The 12,784-nt window shown below is 71.5% G+C and carries 13 protein-coding genes; 9 read left to right on the forward strand and 4 right to left on the reverse strand.

All coding sequences use genetic code 11. The features are described 5' to 3' along the window. Nucleotides 1–489, forward strand: coding sequence for an NUDIX hydrolase (locus JIG36_RS42370; RefSeq protein ID WP_203382537.1), 489 nt, complete (start codon nucleotides 1–3; stop codon nucleotides 487–489). Here the strand turns inward: JIG36_RS42370 and upp are convergent. Further along, nucleotides 486–1,118 carry a uracil phosphoribosyltransferase gene (upp, locus tag JIG36_RS42375; RefSeq protein WP_203382538.1) on the reverse strand — a complete coding sequence of 211 codons (633 nt, stop codon included), beginning with the start codon at nucleotides 1,116–1,118 and terminating at the stop codon, nucleotides 486–488. The genes JIG36_RS42370 and upp overlap by 4 nt on opposite strands. Before the next feature lie 60 nt (nucleotides 1,119–1,178). Here upp and deoC point away from each other — a divergent pair, with 60 nt between their 5' ends. From deoC to JIG36_RS42410, 7 genes are all read left to right on the forward strand, one after another. Next, on the forward strand, nucleotides 1,179–2,129 hold the full coding sequence (gene deoC, locus JIG36_RS42380) for a deoxyribose-phosphate aldolase (protein WP_203382539.1): 951 nt from the start codon (nucleotides 1,179–1,181) through the stop codon (nucleotides 2,127–2,129). Nucleotides 2,130–2,134: 5 nt separating this feature from the next. Continuing rightward, nucleotides 2,135–3,559 (forward strand): aldehyde dehydrogenase family protein, encoded by a 1,425-nt coding sequence (locus JIG36_RS42385; protein ID WP_203382540.1) that lies wholly within the window; start codon nucleotides 2,135–2,137, stop codon nucleotides 3,557–3,559. After that, nucleotides 3,552–4,376, forward strand: a complete 825-nt coding sequence (locus JIG36_RS42390; RefSeq protein WP_203382541.1) for an aldehyde dehydrogenase family protein — start codon at nucleotides 3,552–3,554, stop codon at nucleotides 4,374–4,376. Before JIG36_RS42385 ends, JIG36_RS42390 begins: the two co-directional genes overlap by 8 nt. Nucleotides 4,377–4,477: 101 nt before the next feature. Next, a complete protein-coding gene (locus JIG36_RS42395) occupies nucleotides 4,478–5,362 on the forward strand; it encodes a SatS C-terminal domain-containing protein (RefSeq protein WP_203382542.1) in 885 nt (294 codons plus the stop codon). A gap of 65 nt (nucleotides 5,363–5,427) precedes the next feature. Continuing rightward, entirely contained in the window at nucleotides 5,428–7,668 is a 2,241-nt protein-coding gene (locus JIG36_RS42400; RefSeq protein WP_307873136.1) for a transposase, read from the forward strand. Between the two features lie 695 nt (nucleotides 7,669–8,363). Next, entirely contained in the window at nucleotides 8,364–8,789 is a 426-nt protein-coding gene (locus JIG36_RS54470; protein ID WP_203382543.1) for an NUDIX domain-containing protein, read from the forward strand. Nucleotides 8,790–9,075: 286 nt separating this feature from the next. Beyond that, the gene (locus JIG36_RS42410; protein WP_203382544.1) at nucleotides 9,076–10,071 is read left to right on the forward strand and encodes a glycosyltransferase; all 996 of its coding nucleotides are present in this window, start codon (nucleotides 9,076–9,078) and stop codon (nucleotides 10,069–10,071) included. A gap of 7 nt (nucleotides 10,072–10,078) precedes the next feature. On the opposite strand, the gene JIG36_RS42415 is transcribed toward JIG36_RS42410, so the two are convergent. Together JIG36_RS42415 and JIG36_RS42420 are read right to left on the reverse strand one after the other, a co-directional pair. After that, entirely contained in the window at nucleotides 10,079–10,729 is a 651-nt protein-coding gene (locus JIG36_RS42415) for a 4a-hydroxytetrahydrobiopterin dehydratase (protein WP_203382545.1), read from the reverse strand. Nucleotides 10,730–10,739: 10 nt separating this feature from the next. Further along, entirely contained in the window at nucleotides 10,740–11,210 is a 471-nt protein-coding gene (locus JIG36_RS42420) for an Lrp/AsnC family transcriptional regulator (protein ID WP_236049315.1), read from the reverse strand. A 102-nt stretch (nucleotides 11,211–11,312) separates the two neighbouring features. On the opposite strand from JIG36_RS42420, the gene JIG36_RS42425 reads away from it, so the two are divergent. Further along, nucleotides 11,313–11,771, forward strand: a complete 459-nt coding sequence (locus tag JIG36_RS42425; protein WP_203382546.1) for a DUF2000 domain-containing protein — start codon at nucleotides 11,313–11,315, stop codon at nucleotides 11,769–11,771. Nucleotides 11,772–11,802: 31 nt separating this feature from the next. Here JIG36_RS42425 and JIG36_RS42430 read toward each other — a convergent pair whose 3' ends face one another. Beyond that, nucleotides 11,803–12,744: a phosphotransferase family protein gene (locus tag JIG36_RS42430; protein ID WP_203382547.1), complete on the reverse strand. Its 942-nt coding sequence runs from the start codon at nucleotides 12,742–12,744 to the stop codon at nucleotides 11,803–11,805. Nucleotides 12,745–12,784: the final 40 nt, after the last annotated feature.

Raw genomic sequence — 12,784 nt, forward strand, 5'->3', positions numbered from 1 at the left:
GTGCAAGCGACCATCGCGACTCTGGGCTACGTGCTGTCACCCGGCGGGGGCGAGGTGCTGATGGTTCGGCGTGACACCCGTCCGGATGATCTCCACTACGGCAAGTACAACGGCCTCGGCGGCAAGCTCGAACCCGACGAGGACGTGGTCAGCGGCCTGCGGCGGGAGATCCACGAGGAAGCCGGCATCGAATGCACGGACGTCGAGCTGGCCGGAACGATCTCGTGGCCCGGGTTCGGGCGCGGCGGGGCGAACTGGTTCGGTTTCGTCTTCCGCGTGCCGGCCTGGACGGGCACGCCCCTGACCGGCAACGACGAGGGCAGCCTGCACTGGGTGCCGGTGGCCGACGTGCTGGCCGGCCGGGTGCCGATGTGGGAGTCGGACCGGCACTTCCTGCCGCTGGTCTTCGCCGAGAAGCCCGAGGTCTTCCACGGCGTCATGCCGTTCTCGAACGGCAAGGCCCTGAGCTGGTCTTTTACGACCCTCTAAAACCTTCTCATGCCGCCGAACTGGCGGTCGCCGGCGTCGCCGAGGCCGGGCACGATGTACATCTTGTCGTTGAGGCCCTCGTCGATCGAGGCGGTGACCAGGCGCAGCGGCAGCCCGGACTCCTCGAGACGGCGGACACCCTCGGGCGCGGCCAGCACGCAGCAGACGATCACGTCGGTGCAGCCGCGGTCGACCAGCAGCTTGCAGCAGTGCAGCAGCGAGCCACCGGTGGCCAGCATCGGGTCGAGCACCAGCACGGGCTGGCCGGAGAGGTCGCCCGGCAGCGACTCCATGTAGGCCCGGGGCTCGTATGTGTGCTCGTCGCGGGCGAGGCCGACGAAACCCATCGACGACTCGGGCAGCAGGGCCAGCGCCGAGTCGGCCATGCCGAGCCCGGCCCGCAGCACCGGCACGATCAGCGGCGGGTTGGCCAGCCGGGTGCCCTCGGTGGGGGCGACCGGCGTGGTGATCGGGTAGCTCTCGGTGGCGAACGAGCGGGCCGCCTCGTAGACGACCATGGTCGTCAGTTCGTGCAGGGACGCGCGGAAGACACCAGAGTCGGTCTCCGACTTCCGCATCGCCGTGAGACGGGTCTGAGCCAGCGGGTGATCTACGACGAGTACGTCCACGCCGATCAACCTACCGGTCAATCAAGATCAACTGTCGGGGGGCCGCGTAGAATCCGATTCATGACTGCGACAGCGACGTCAAGGCTGTCCGGCCTGCCCGATTCTCCCGCCGATCTCCGGACCTTCCTGCACGGACTGCCCGGCGTCGACAAGGTGGGCATCGAGGCCAGGGCGGCGGCGCTCGGCACCCGATCGGTGAAGACGACCGCCAAGGCGCAGGCGATCGATCTGGCCATCCGGATGGTCGACCTCACCACCCTCGAGGGCGCCGACACCCCGGGCAAGGTGCGCGCGCTCTCGGCCAAGGCCCTGCGGCCCGACCCGGCCGACCCCACCTGCCCGCCGGTCGCCGCGGTCTGTGTCTATCCCGCCATGGTTCCGACCGCGGCCGCGGTGCTCGCCGGTTCGGGCGTCCACCTGGCCAGCGTCGCCACCGCGTTCCCGTCCGGTCAGGCGCCGCTCGAGGTCAAGCTGGCCGACACCCGTGACGCGGTGGCCGGTGGCGCCGACGAGATCGACATGGTGATCAGCCGGGGCGCGTTCCTGGCCGGCGACTACGCCAAGGTCTTCGACGAGATCGTCGCGGTCAAACAGGCGGCCGGCCCGGCCCACCTCAAGGTCATCCTCGAGACCGGCGAGCTCGCGACCTACGACAACGTCCGGCGCGCGTCCTGGCTGGCCATGCTGGCTGGGGCCGACTTCATCAAGACCTCCACCGGCAAGGTCGGCGTCAACGCCACGCCCCCGGTGACGCTGCTGATGCTCGAAGCGGTGCGCGACTTCCGCGAGCGCTACGGGCGACAGGTCGGGGTCAAGCCGGCCGGTGGCATCAAGACGACCAAGGACGCCATCAAATACCTCGTGATGATCAACGAGACCTGCGGCGACGACTGGCTGCACCCCGACTGGTTCCGGTTCGGCGCCTCCTCGCTGCTCAACGACCTTCTCATGCAGCGCACCAAGCTGAGCACCGGCCACTACGCCGGTCCTGACTACTTCACGCTGGACTGAGGCCGATGTCGCTCTTCGAATACGCTCCCGCTCCCGAGTCCCGCTCGATCGTCGACATCGCTCCTTCGTACGGGCTGTTCATCGACGGCGAGTTCGGCGAGGCCAAAGACACCTTCAAAACGATCAACCCGGCCGACGAGGAGGTGCTGACCGAGGTCGCCCTGGCCGCGCCGGAAGACGTCGACCGCGCCGTCGCCGCGGCTCGCCGTGCCTTCGAGAGCTGGTCGGCGTTGCCCGGCTCGGAACGCGCGAAATATCTGTTCCGGATCGCCCGCATCCTGCAGGAGCGCTCCCGCGAGCTGGCCGTGCTCGAGTCGCTCGACAACGGCAAGCCGATCAAGGAGTCCCGCGACGTCGACCTGCCGCTGGTCGCCGCCCACTTCTTCTACTACGCGGGCTGGGCCGACAAGCTGAAATACGCGGGCCTCGGCCCCGACCCGCGCCCGCTCGGCGTGGCCGGCCAGGTCATCCCGTGGAACTTCCCGCTGCTCATGCTCGCCTGGAAGATCGCTCCGGCGCTGGCCACGGGCAACACGGTGGTGCTCAAGCCGGCCGAGACGACCCCGCTCAGCGCGCTCTTCTTCGCCGACGTCTGCCGCCAGGCCGATCTGCCGCCGGGCGTCGTCAACATCGTCACCGGCGCCGGCGACACCGGCCGCTACCTGGTCGAACACCCCGACGTCAACAAGGTCGCGTTCACCGGCTCGACCGAGGTGGGCCGCCAGATCGCCCGCTCGGTGGCCGGCACCGGCAAGAAGCTCACGCTCGAGCTGGGTGGCAAGGCGGCCAACATCGTCTTCGACGACGCGCCGATCGACCAGGCCGTCGAGGGCATCGTCAACGGCATCTTCTTCAACCAGGGCCACGTCTGCTGCGCGGGCTCCCGGCTGCTGGTGCAGGAGTCGATCGCCGAAGAGCTGCTGACCTCGCTCAAGCGCCGGATGGCCACGCTGCGCGTCGGTGACCCGCTCGACAAGAACACCGACATCGGTGCGATCAACTCCCGGGCACAGCTCGACCGTATTACCGAATTGTCGGAAATTGGCGCCACGGAGGGTGCGGAGCGCTGGTCGCCGGAGTGTTCGCTGCCCGACCGCGGCTTCTGGTTCGCCCCGACGATCTTCACCGGCGTGACCCAGGCCCACCGGATCGCCCGCGAAGAGATCTTCGGCCCGGTCCTGTCAGTACTCACTTTCCGGACGCCCGCCGAGGCCGTCGAGAAGGCCAACAACACGCCGTACGGGCTCTCGGCCGGCATCTGGACCGAGAAGGGCTCCCGCATCCTGGCCGTGGCCGACAAGCTGCGGGCCGGGGTCGTCTGGGCCAACACGTTCAACAAGTTTGATCCCACGTCGCCGTTCGGCGGCTACAAGGAGTCCGGTTACGGTCGCGAGGGCGGTCGTCACGGCCTGGAGGCCTACCTTGCCTAAGTCAGCGACCCCGTCCCGCCTGGCGGTGCGGAAGACCTACAAGCTGTACGTGGCCGGGAAGTTTCCGCGCAGCGAGTCAGGACGGACCTATCTGGTGGACGGCGACAACGTGGCCCTCGCCTCCCGCAAGGACGCCCGCGACGCCGTGGTCGCCGCCCGCGCGGCCCAGCCCGGGTGGGCCGGCGCCACGGCGTACAACCGCGGCCAGGTGCTCTACCGCATCGCCGAGATGCTCGAAGCGCGCCGGGCCGAGTTCAAGTCGCTGGGCGTGGCCGGAGCCGAGGTGGACGCCGCGGTCGACCGCTGGGTCTGGTACGCGGGCTGGTCCGACAAGATCGCCCAGGTGGCCGGCGGCGCCAACCCGGTCGCCGGGCCCTACTTCAACATCTCCGCCCCCGAGCCCACCGGCGTGGTCGGCGTGATCGCCCCCGGCTCGCTGCTCGGCCTGGTCAGCGTCGTCGCCCCGGCCGTCGTGACCGGCAACACGGTGGTCGTCGTCGCCTCCAACCCGCAGGCCGCGATCACGCTGGGCGAGGTGCTCGCCACCTCCGACGTGCCGGGCGGGGTGGTCAACGTCCTCACCGGCCGGGCCGCCGAGATCGCGCCGTGGCTCGCCTCGCACGACGACGTGAACGCGCTCGACCTCTCCGGCGTCGACGACACCGAGCTGGCGACCGAACTCGAACGGGCAGCCGCCGGCACCCTCAAGCGGGTCCTGAGGCCCACCTCGGGCGTTGACTACACGGAAGACCCGGGCACCGGCCCGATGACCGCGCTCCTCGAGATCAAAACGGTCTGGCACCCGAAGGGTTTCTGACCGTTCCGCACGGACCGGTCAGATCTCTTCCAGGCGCGACCATTAGGGTGTGTCGGCAGAATCACCCGTCCCATACGCCAGATTGCTTCCCGGAGGTCACCGTGACCAGCCAGTCCGACGAGCCCGAGGCGTCCGCGCCCGTGGCCGCGCAGTCCGAGGCCGGGCTCTCCGGGCGTGAGCTCTGGGACTCCGTCGGCGTCGAGCCGGTCGAGATCGCGCTGCCCGGCGGGGTGGCGCTCACCCTCCGGGCCTACCGCAACTCCTCGACCCTGACGCCCACCGAGGTCGTGACCGACGAGGACGACCCGTTCGAGGCCCGCAAGCGCCGCGCCGCCCAGCAGGACGAGGACGACGAGGAAGTCATCGTCGACGAGGAGTTCCAGGCGCTGCTGGCCGAGGGCGAAGCGGACGACAAGGACAAGGACGCCAAGGCGGCCGACGAGCCCGACCCGGCCGACTTCGAGGACGACCCGGAGGAGGCGGCGGCCGAGACGGAGGACGAGGAGGTGCCCGCCTTCCTGAGCCACCAGGGCCGGTTGATCGCCTTCAAGACGCCCGAGTCGCTGATCTCCTTCATTCGTTCGGGTGCTCCCCACGATCTCGCACAAATCGACTCCTGGGACACCTTGGCCGACCGGGTACAGTCGACCGACATCGACCCGCTGCCGGAGAACCGCTACGAGCTCGACCTCGTGGTGGAAAACCTGCGCGGCGGGCACGACACGTGGGACCTGCCACTGCTCATCGCCGCGGGCGAGGTGGCGCGTGACCTCGGTCACGCCCTCCGGCTCAAGCCGGTGATCCTGGCACTGGCGTCCGGGTCGCCGCTCGATGACCTTGACGAGTCCCTCCGCGCTGCTGAAAGCGGCGGCATGGGTGGGTTCTTCGGTCGACGCCGACTGAAGAAAATCGGGGCACAACAGGCAAGTCTCGGCTGGCGCTCGGTAATCGGCAAGATCTCTGCAGCTGTGGACTGGCGCGACTGACCCCTCACCAGGGACCATCAATCCTTGGCTTACTGAAGGCTGTTCCCAGGGGAGGAGACGACGCCGTGGCGCTCGTGCGCGTGTACTGCGGTCTGGCCTCGGCAGATGATTCGGTGCGGGCGGCCTCGGCCGCTCACCTGACCATCGCCGTGGTGGATGACGCAGGACGACTGCTCGGCGTCCACGAGATCGGCGATGATCCCGGCGGCTACGCCGAGCTCGGCGCCCTGCTCGTGGAACGGACGAGTGGATTCACCGACGCCGCGGTCGCCGCCGACAGCGACGACCACCTGGTCACCTCCCTGCTCACCGCGGCCGGCCGCCCACTCGTGGTGGCCGACGACGACACCACCGACGACTTCGCCGAGCGGTTCGCCGACGACGACTCCGTCGAAGAGATGCAGGCGCCGCCGGCCGCCCGGCGGGCCGTCGGCCTCGCCCGGGCCTTGCAGGCCGGCGCGCTCGCCGCGGGCACCCTGCCCGTGCCGCGCGACCTGGTGAGCTACAAGCCCGTGCTGGCCGCGCACGTCGCGCTGCTCAGCGGCCGGCACGCGGCCGCCATCGCCCTGCGCGAGGTGCTCCGCGAGCTCTACCCGGCCGCGCTGCGGGCCTATCCCGACCCGTCGCACCCGCTGGCGCTCGCCGTTCTCGACGCGCTGCCCGAGCCCGGCCGGCTCACCGGTCAGGGCGAGCCGCAGCGCGTCGCCGAAGACGTCGCCCGCGAGCTCACCCGGGCCGGCTCCGGCACCGAAGACGAGATCATCGCCGCCGTCACCGCCCTCCAGGTCGCGATCAGCGAGTCGCCCCGGCGCGGTGGGGTCAACAAGTCGCTGGCCCCGGCCGCGGGCGAGACGGTGCGTCAGGCCGTCGCCGCGGTGCGCGCCAGCGACTCCGCCTGCGCCTCCCTGATCGGCACGATCGCCGCCCGCAGCGGCCCGGCCCGCCGGGCCCGGCGGGCCCCCGAGCCGGCCCCGTTGCAGTCGGTGCCCGGCGACACCTCGCGCTTCGGCCGCCGCACCCGCCCCGAGCCGGCCTCTACCGGCACCGGCCCGGTCATCCCGCGGCCGCTCACCACGCCGCCGGTCGCGCCCGACCCGGTCATGCCGCCGCCCCTGGCGCCGCGCCCGGTCTCGCAGCCGCCCGCCGCGCCCGCGGCCGCCGCCGCGTCCCTGTTCCCCAACCGCACACCCGCCCCGGGCAATCGGCCGGTGTCGGTGCCGCCGCCCCCGCCGGGCATGACACCGATCACCCCCGGCTCGCGCCCCGCGCCGACCGGCACGACCTACCCCGCCGCGTCGGTGTCGCCGGCCGCGTCGGCGCCCTCGTCCGGCCTGCCCAACGGTGGCAGCCCGGCCGACAGCGGCCAGCCGTTCCGGGCCACGCTCACCAACGCGGCGATCAACAGCGCCCGCGCCGAGCGTCAGCGCACGGTCATCCCGCCCCGGCCGAGCACCCGCCCGACGTCACCGGCGGCGGGCGAGGCCACCGACTACTCGCTGCCCATGCCGGCCCAGCGCCCCGGCGGTCAGGAGCCGGCCGAGCCCGGTTCGCGCGCCAACTGGCCGCTGATGAACAGCAGCGGCAGCGACGACGCCCTGACCACGCCGGCCGCCTCCACGAGCGCCCCGCCCGCCGACGGCCGGGTCCGCCCGCCCTGGCAGGACATGCCGAAGGAGCCGCCGGCCCTGCGCCTGGTCGAGTCCCAGCTGGCCAACGGCCTCGACAAGACGGTCACCGACATGCCGCCGGTCTCCGACCCGCCGTCGCTGCGCCTGGTCGAGGGTCGCAACGGCGCCCGCCGCCCGGCGTCCCCGTCGACGACCAGCAGCAAGCTGACCGCGCTCGACCGCAGCATGAACCCGCCGGTCCCCGCCGACAGCAACGACACCGACCTGCTGATCTTCGCGGCGGCCCGCTCGGCCTGGTTCACCGGCCACAGTGAGCAGTCCGACAAGCTCGACTGGACCAACCCGAACGACTCGGGCTGGCGCGCCGCCGAGAAGGCCTCCACCCCCGCGGTGGCCGCCGAGACCGCGGCCGGCCTGCCCAAGCGCGTGCCCCAGGCCAACCTGGTCCCGGGTTCCCCGCTGCGCGACGAGCGCCCGCTGCGCATCGTCCGCGACGCGGCGAGCATCGCCGCCCACACCACGGGCTATTTCCGCGGCTGGCGGCGCGGCCAGGAGATCGGCGGCTTCGCCATGGGTGGCCGCCCCGGCCGCGAGGCAGCCGGCGGTTGGGACTTCACCCGAGACCGCGAGGGCGCCGACGAATACCGCAACAACAACGCGGGCTACGGCTCCCGCTAGCCCGCAGCACGCTCCCGGCCCGGCCTCCGCGCTCGACGCGAACGGCCGGGCCGCTTGCTGTCCGCTTCCCCGTCCGCGCACGCCCTCGCCGCGGATTTTCCGTCCCGCGTCCGGGCCGGCAACAGGTCGAGGTAGCAAGCTGAGCCGCGCCTTTGGCGGCCGGGCCCAGCATGCAACTTGCCTCCCACGCTGGTCACCACCGCGCGGGTCACCACCACGCGAGTCACCACCGCACGGGTCCACCCTCGTCGCGGACCGCCTCGAGCTCGCAACCCCCGCACGACCGCCCACCGTGTGCGGCCCACGTCCCGCACGGCGTCCGACTTCGCGCGCGGTGAGTCCCGTGTTTGGTGCGGTCGAACTGTCATGCGCGGCCAGTCACCACCACGGATCGGTCGGACTGCGAGCTCGCCGTACTCGGACGATCCAGCAATTCGAAGGACGACGACGCCCGCGGCGAACGCCCCCACCGGCGCGACCCATCTGCGCGCGAACCGCCACCTCTCGCACGCGAACGACCCTCTCGCGAGTCACAGCCCCACGCTCGCGCGCTTCGCCCTCCCGCGCGCAGCCCACCCATCTGCCCGCACAGCCCGCGCCTGGCTGGAGACGGCACCCTTCCGGCCTGTGGCGGTGAGTCGGGCGCGGCTGGGGACGGCACCCGGCCGGACTGCGGCGGGTGGCAAGATGCGCTTGTGTCGATCTCGGGGGAAGGCTCGGCCAAGGCTCGCGTCGTCGCGGGGCTGCTGCGGGACGGCGACCGGGTGTTGCTTTGTCACCGGTCTCCGCGGCGCCGGTGGTATCCGGACGTCTGGGATCTGCCGGGTGGGCATGTGGACCCCGGGGAAATGCCCGGATCGGCGCTTGTCCGGGAGCTTCGTGAAGAGCTGGGCATCGATGTCGCGGTGCCGTCGGGGCCGCACCTTCGCGAGGTTCATGGCGACACGTTCGACATGCGGATCTGGCTGGTCGAAGCGTGGGTGGGGTCTCCGGTCAACGCCGCGCCGGAGGAACACGACGCCATCGCCTGGTTCGACGGGGAGGCGCTGGGAGAGCTGGCCCTGGCTCATGACGGCTACCTCGCGTTGTTCAGGGAAGTTCTGGCTGAGCGCCGCGTCTGACTCCGACCGGACACGCGCGCAGAGAGCCGCCCACCGAGGTGCGCCAAGAACGGTGCGCCACCCGGCCAGCATCCGACGCACCGCGCCATCCGGCACAAACACGCGGCCCGGCACAACACACCACCCCGCCCAACACGCCGCCCGGCACGACAGGTCATCCGAACGCCGCTGCCGCCGCACCACGTCTCCCGAGGCGGCGTCGGCGGGCGAGCGCCGGCGGAGGGATCGGGCGGGTGATCGGGGCGTTTGGCGGTCACGTCGTGGGCTCAGCGCCGACCATGGTCGGGTGAGCATCCCGTTTCTGGTGGCCAGCCTGATCGTGCGTGATGAGGAGTCCGAACTGGGCGGCTGCCTGGCCTCGCTCGACGGCGTGGTCGACGCCGTCCATGTGCATGACACCGGGTCGACGGATCGAACGCCTCAGATGGCCTCAGAACTCGGCGCCACCGTCACCCAAGGGCAGTGGAACGATGACTTCGGTTCGGCGCGCAACGAGGCTCTGACGGGGTGGAGCGCTCTCTGGGTGCTGACCGTCGACGCCGACCAGCGGTACTCGGGGGATCCGGGGCGGCTGCGCAAGTTGCTGGAGTCCACCACGGCCGATGTGGTCGAGGTCGACGTCGACAACGCGCACGACGAGTTGCCGTACACGAACACCGCTGCTCATGTGCACCGCAAGGCGTCCGTACGGTGGGCCGGCCGTGTGCACGAACGCCTGGTCACCCCGGACGGCCGGTCCGCCCGCACCGTGGCGGCGCCGCGGGAGGCGATTGTGCTGCGGCACCACGGCTATGCGGAGGCGACCGTCCGGGTGGCCAAGGCCGAACGTAATGCCGCCCTGGCCCGGCAGACCCTGGCCGAGGCGGGGAACGACCGGCCGCTGATCGCCCGTACGCTGCTCGACCTCGGCCGCAGCCTGATCGGGGCCGGGCAGCGGCAGGAAGCGGCCGACACCCTGGAGACGCTGCGCGAGCTCTTCCCGGGCACGCCGGAGTGGCTGCGAGGCACCGACTTCCTCGCCCGGCTTCTGCTGGCCACGGGCTGCGACGACGTCTGCCTGGTGCTGGTCGACCAGATGCGGGAGGCGGGAGCGTCGGGCGCCTACTGCGACTGGCTGGCCGCGCAGGCCCTGGCCCAGCTGGGCCACGTCACCGCCGCCACCCGGCTGCTCGACGGCGTCACCGAAGTGGTGGACACCTGCGGCCGCCGCCTCGACCCGCGCGCCCTCGACGAACTGCGCAGCCTGCTGAACCGGCTGGGCCCGGCACTGACGACCAGGTAGAGCGGCGCTACAGGGCGCCGCGGGTCTGCCAGGTGCACAGGCAGACGCGGTTGCCCTCGGGGTCGGCCAGCACCCAGAACGCCGGCGCCTCGGCGTCGCTGACCAGCGTGCCGCCCGCGGCGACGGCGGCGTCGATGCGGGACTGCACCTGCGACGGGTCGATCCACACGTCGGGGTGCCAGCGCTGCCTCGGCTCCTCGCGGCCGGAGCTCTGGAACCAGATGCAGGGGTTGCGGTCGGCCGGGTCGACGATGTCGTTGGCGCCCTCGGTGATCTCCATCGCGAGCACGGCCGCCCAGAACGGCTTCACCGTGGCCTCGGCGGGGGTGTCGAGCGCCCACTCGGAGCGGGACACGTCGTCGCTCGACAGCCGCAGGCCGCGCTCGGTGGCGAGCGACGAGATGGTCCGGGCCATCCGGACGTCGCGGGCCGTCACCCCGCCCACGTCGTGACTGGTCAGGCGGATGTCGACCGCGGGGTAGCGCAGGTTGAGGTCGGGGTGGTGGTCCGCCTGCTCGGCCGCCTCGCCGACGGCGTTCACCAGAGCCAGCCCCGTACGGAAATCTCCGGTCGTGACCCGTGTCTGCAGCCCGCCGGGCACGTAGACCCAGCCGTCCAGCTTCTCCGCCGCGATCTGCTTCGCATCGAGCTTCGTCATGACCCCATCGTCACCCATCGGCGGACGGACGGATCCGGTTGTTCCGGATGTGTTCGTAGACGATCGAGGTTCGGACGTCGGCCACCTCGGGCCGCTGGGTGAGCCGGTCGATGACGAACTCGTAGAGGCTGTCGTTGTCGGGGACGGCCACATGCACGATGAAGTCGTCGGTGCCGGTCGTCACGTAGAGCCCGAGCGTGTCGGGCAGCGTGCTCACCCACTCGCGGAACGCCTCGATGTTGCGGCGTGACGGCGGCCGGATCCGGATTGCGATGAGTGCCTGCACCGGGCGCCCGATGGCCTTCAGGTCGACGTCGAGGATCGCGCCCCGGATCACACCCCGCTGGCGCAGAGCCCTCGTACGGTCGAGCGCCGTGGTGGGCGAGACGCCGACCGCAGCGGCCACCTCACGGTTGGTCTTCCGTGCATCCGACTGCAGTTCCCGCAGGATCGCCTTATCTAATTCGTCCAGCTCGGCCAAATCGGGCTCACTTCCGAGACAAGTACGGATTGATTGCCGCACAACCTAACACCTGCCTAGCATTTCCTTCGTACGCCGCACTAATGCACGGAGGAAACGACGATGACCGGATTCGCCCCGGACGAGATCGACCCGGACGCCCCCACCCGCTCGGCCCGCCTCAAGTGGGTGGTGGTGGTCGACGCCGACCTGCCCGCCGGCCGGGCCGCCAACGCCGCGATCTGCACCGCCGCCGCCACCTCGCAGGCGGTCAACGGCCTGCTCGGCGACGACGCGGTGGACGCCGACGGCAACCGCCACCCGGGACTCCCCTGGGCCGGCTGCACGGTGCTCGCGGCCGATACCGAGACCCTGCGCAAGATCCGGGCCCGGGCGGCCGCGCGCCCCGACTTCTTCGTGGCCGACATGCCCGCCGCCGCCCAGCACACCCGGGTCTACCGCGAATACCTGGACACCGTCGCCGCCACCGAGGCCGAGAAGATCGACTACTACGCGGTCAGCGTCGTCGGGCCGCGCAACCCGGTCGACAAGCTGGTCGGACGCCTGCCCCTGCTCGGCTAGCCGTGTCCGGGTGATCATGGCGGCGCCGGGCTCAGATCGCGGCCAGGGCCTTCCCGATGTTCCACTCGGCCAGATCGAGCATCCACTGGCGGTCGGGGAAATCGGTGCCGGCGATCCGCAACGGCCCCTCGATCAGCGCGATGACCTGCGCGAACCGATAGAACTCAAGACGCGCCGGGTCGAGGGCGACCGGATCGAGTTCCCCGTACGCCTCGTCGAAGCGCAACTGGAGAAAGGCGTGCTCCCACTCGACGTCGAACCAGGTCAGGCCCTCGATGTCGATCATCACGGGCTCGCCCGCCGGGCCGATCAGCACGTGGTCGGCGCCCAGCTCACCGTGCACGAGCACGAACTCCCGCCGGGGCCGCACCTCCGCCCGCAGGCTGTGCAGGTGCTCCTCGAGCCGGGGCCGGGCCGTGGCCAGCCGCTGGTCGCGGTCCGCCACCTTGCCGAGGTGGTTCAGCACCCGCCCGACGATCATGTCTTCCGGCGGCCGGGCCGGGGTGGTCCGCGCGGCCGGCATGCCCCACTGCTCGCCATAGGTCGTGTGCATCCGCCGGAGCGCCGCTCCCAACTCGCTAAGGGGCCGGGCCGCGGCAGCGGGGTCACGCTCCATCAACGCCTCGAGCGTCTCGCGGCCGGCGTCCTCGACCAGCACCATCTCGGGGCCGGCGACGAGGACCTCCGGTACCCGCACCCCGGCGCCGGTCAGCAGGGCCTGGTTCGTCATGAACAGCTCGGCGCCGGAGGCGTCCTGGAACGGGTCGTCGGGCACGGTCCCGGACGGCGGCCAGTAGTTCTCCGCCTCCGCCCACAGGTAGAGGACCACCGAGCGGCCGTCGTCGAGCTCCAGCCGGTAGACGCCTTTCTTGGTGCCGCCGGTGAGCCGTTGCAGGCCGGTGACCCGCCCGGCGTCGCCCCACCGACCGGCCAGCAGCCCGGACACGTCGTCAAGAGTCAGAAAGACACGCACGACGGTCGATGCTAGGGCTTGCGCTGCCGTGGGACCTCCG

The organism is Paractinoplanes ovalisporus, assembly GCF_016834655.1.
Lineage (GTDB): Bacteria > Actinomycetota > Actinomycetes > Mycobacteriales > Micromonosporaceae > Actinoplanes > Actinoplanes ovalisporus.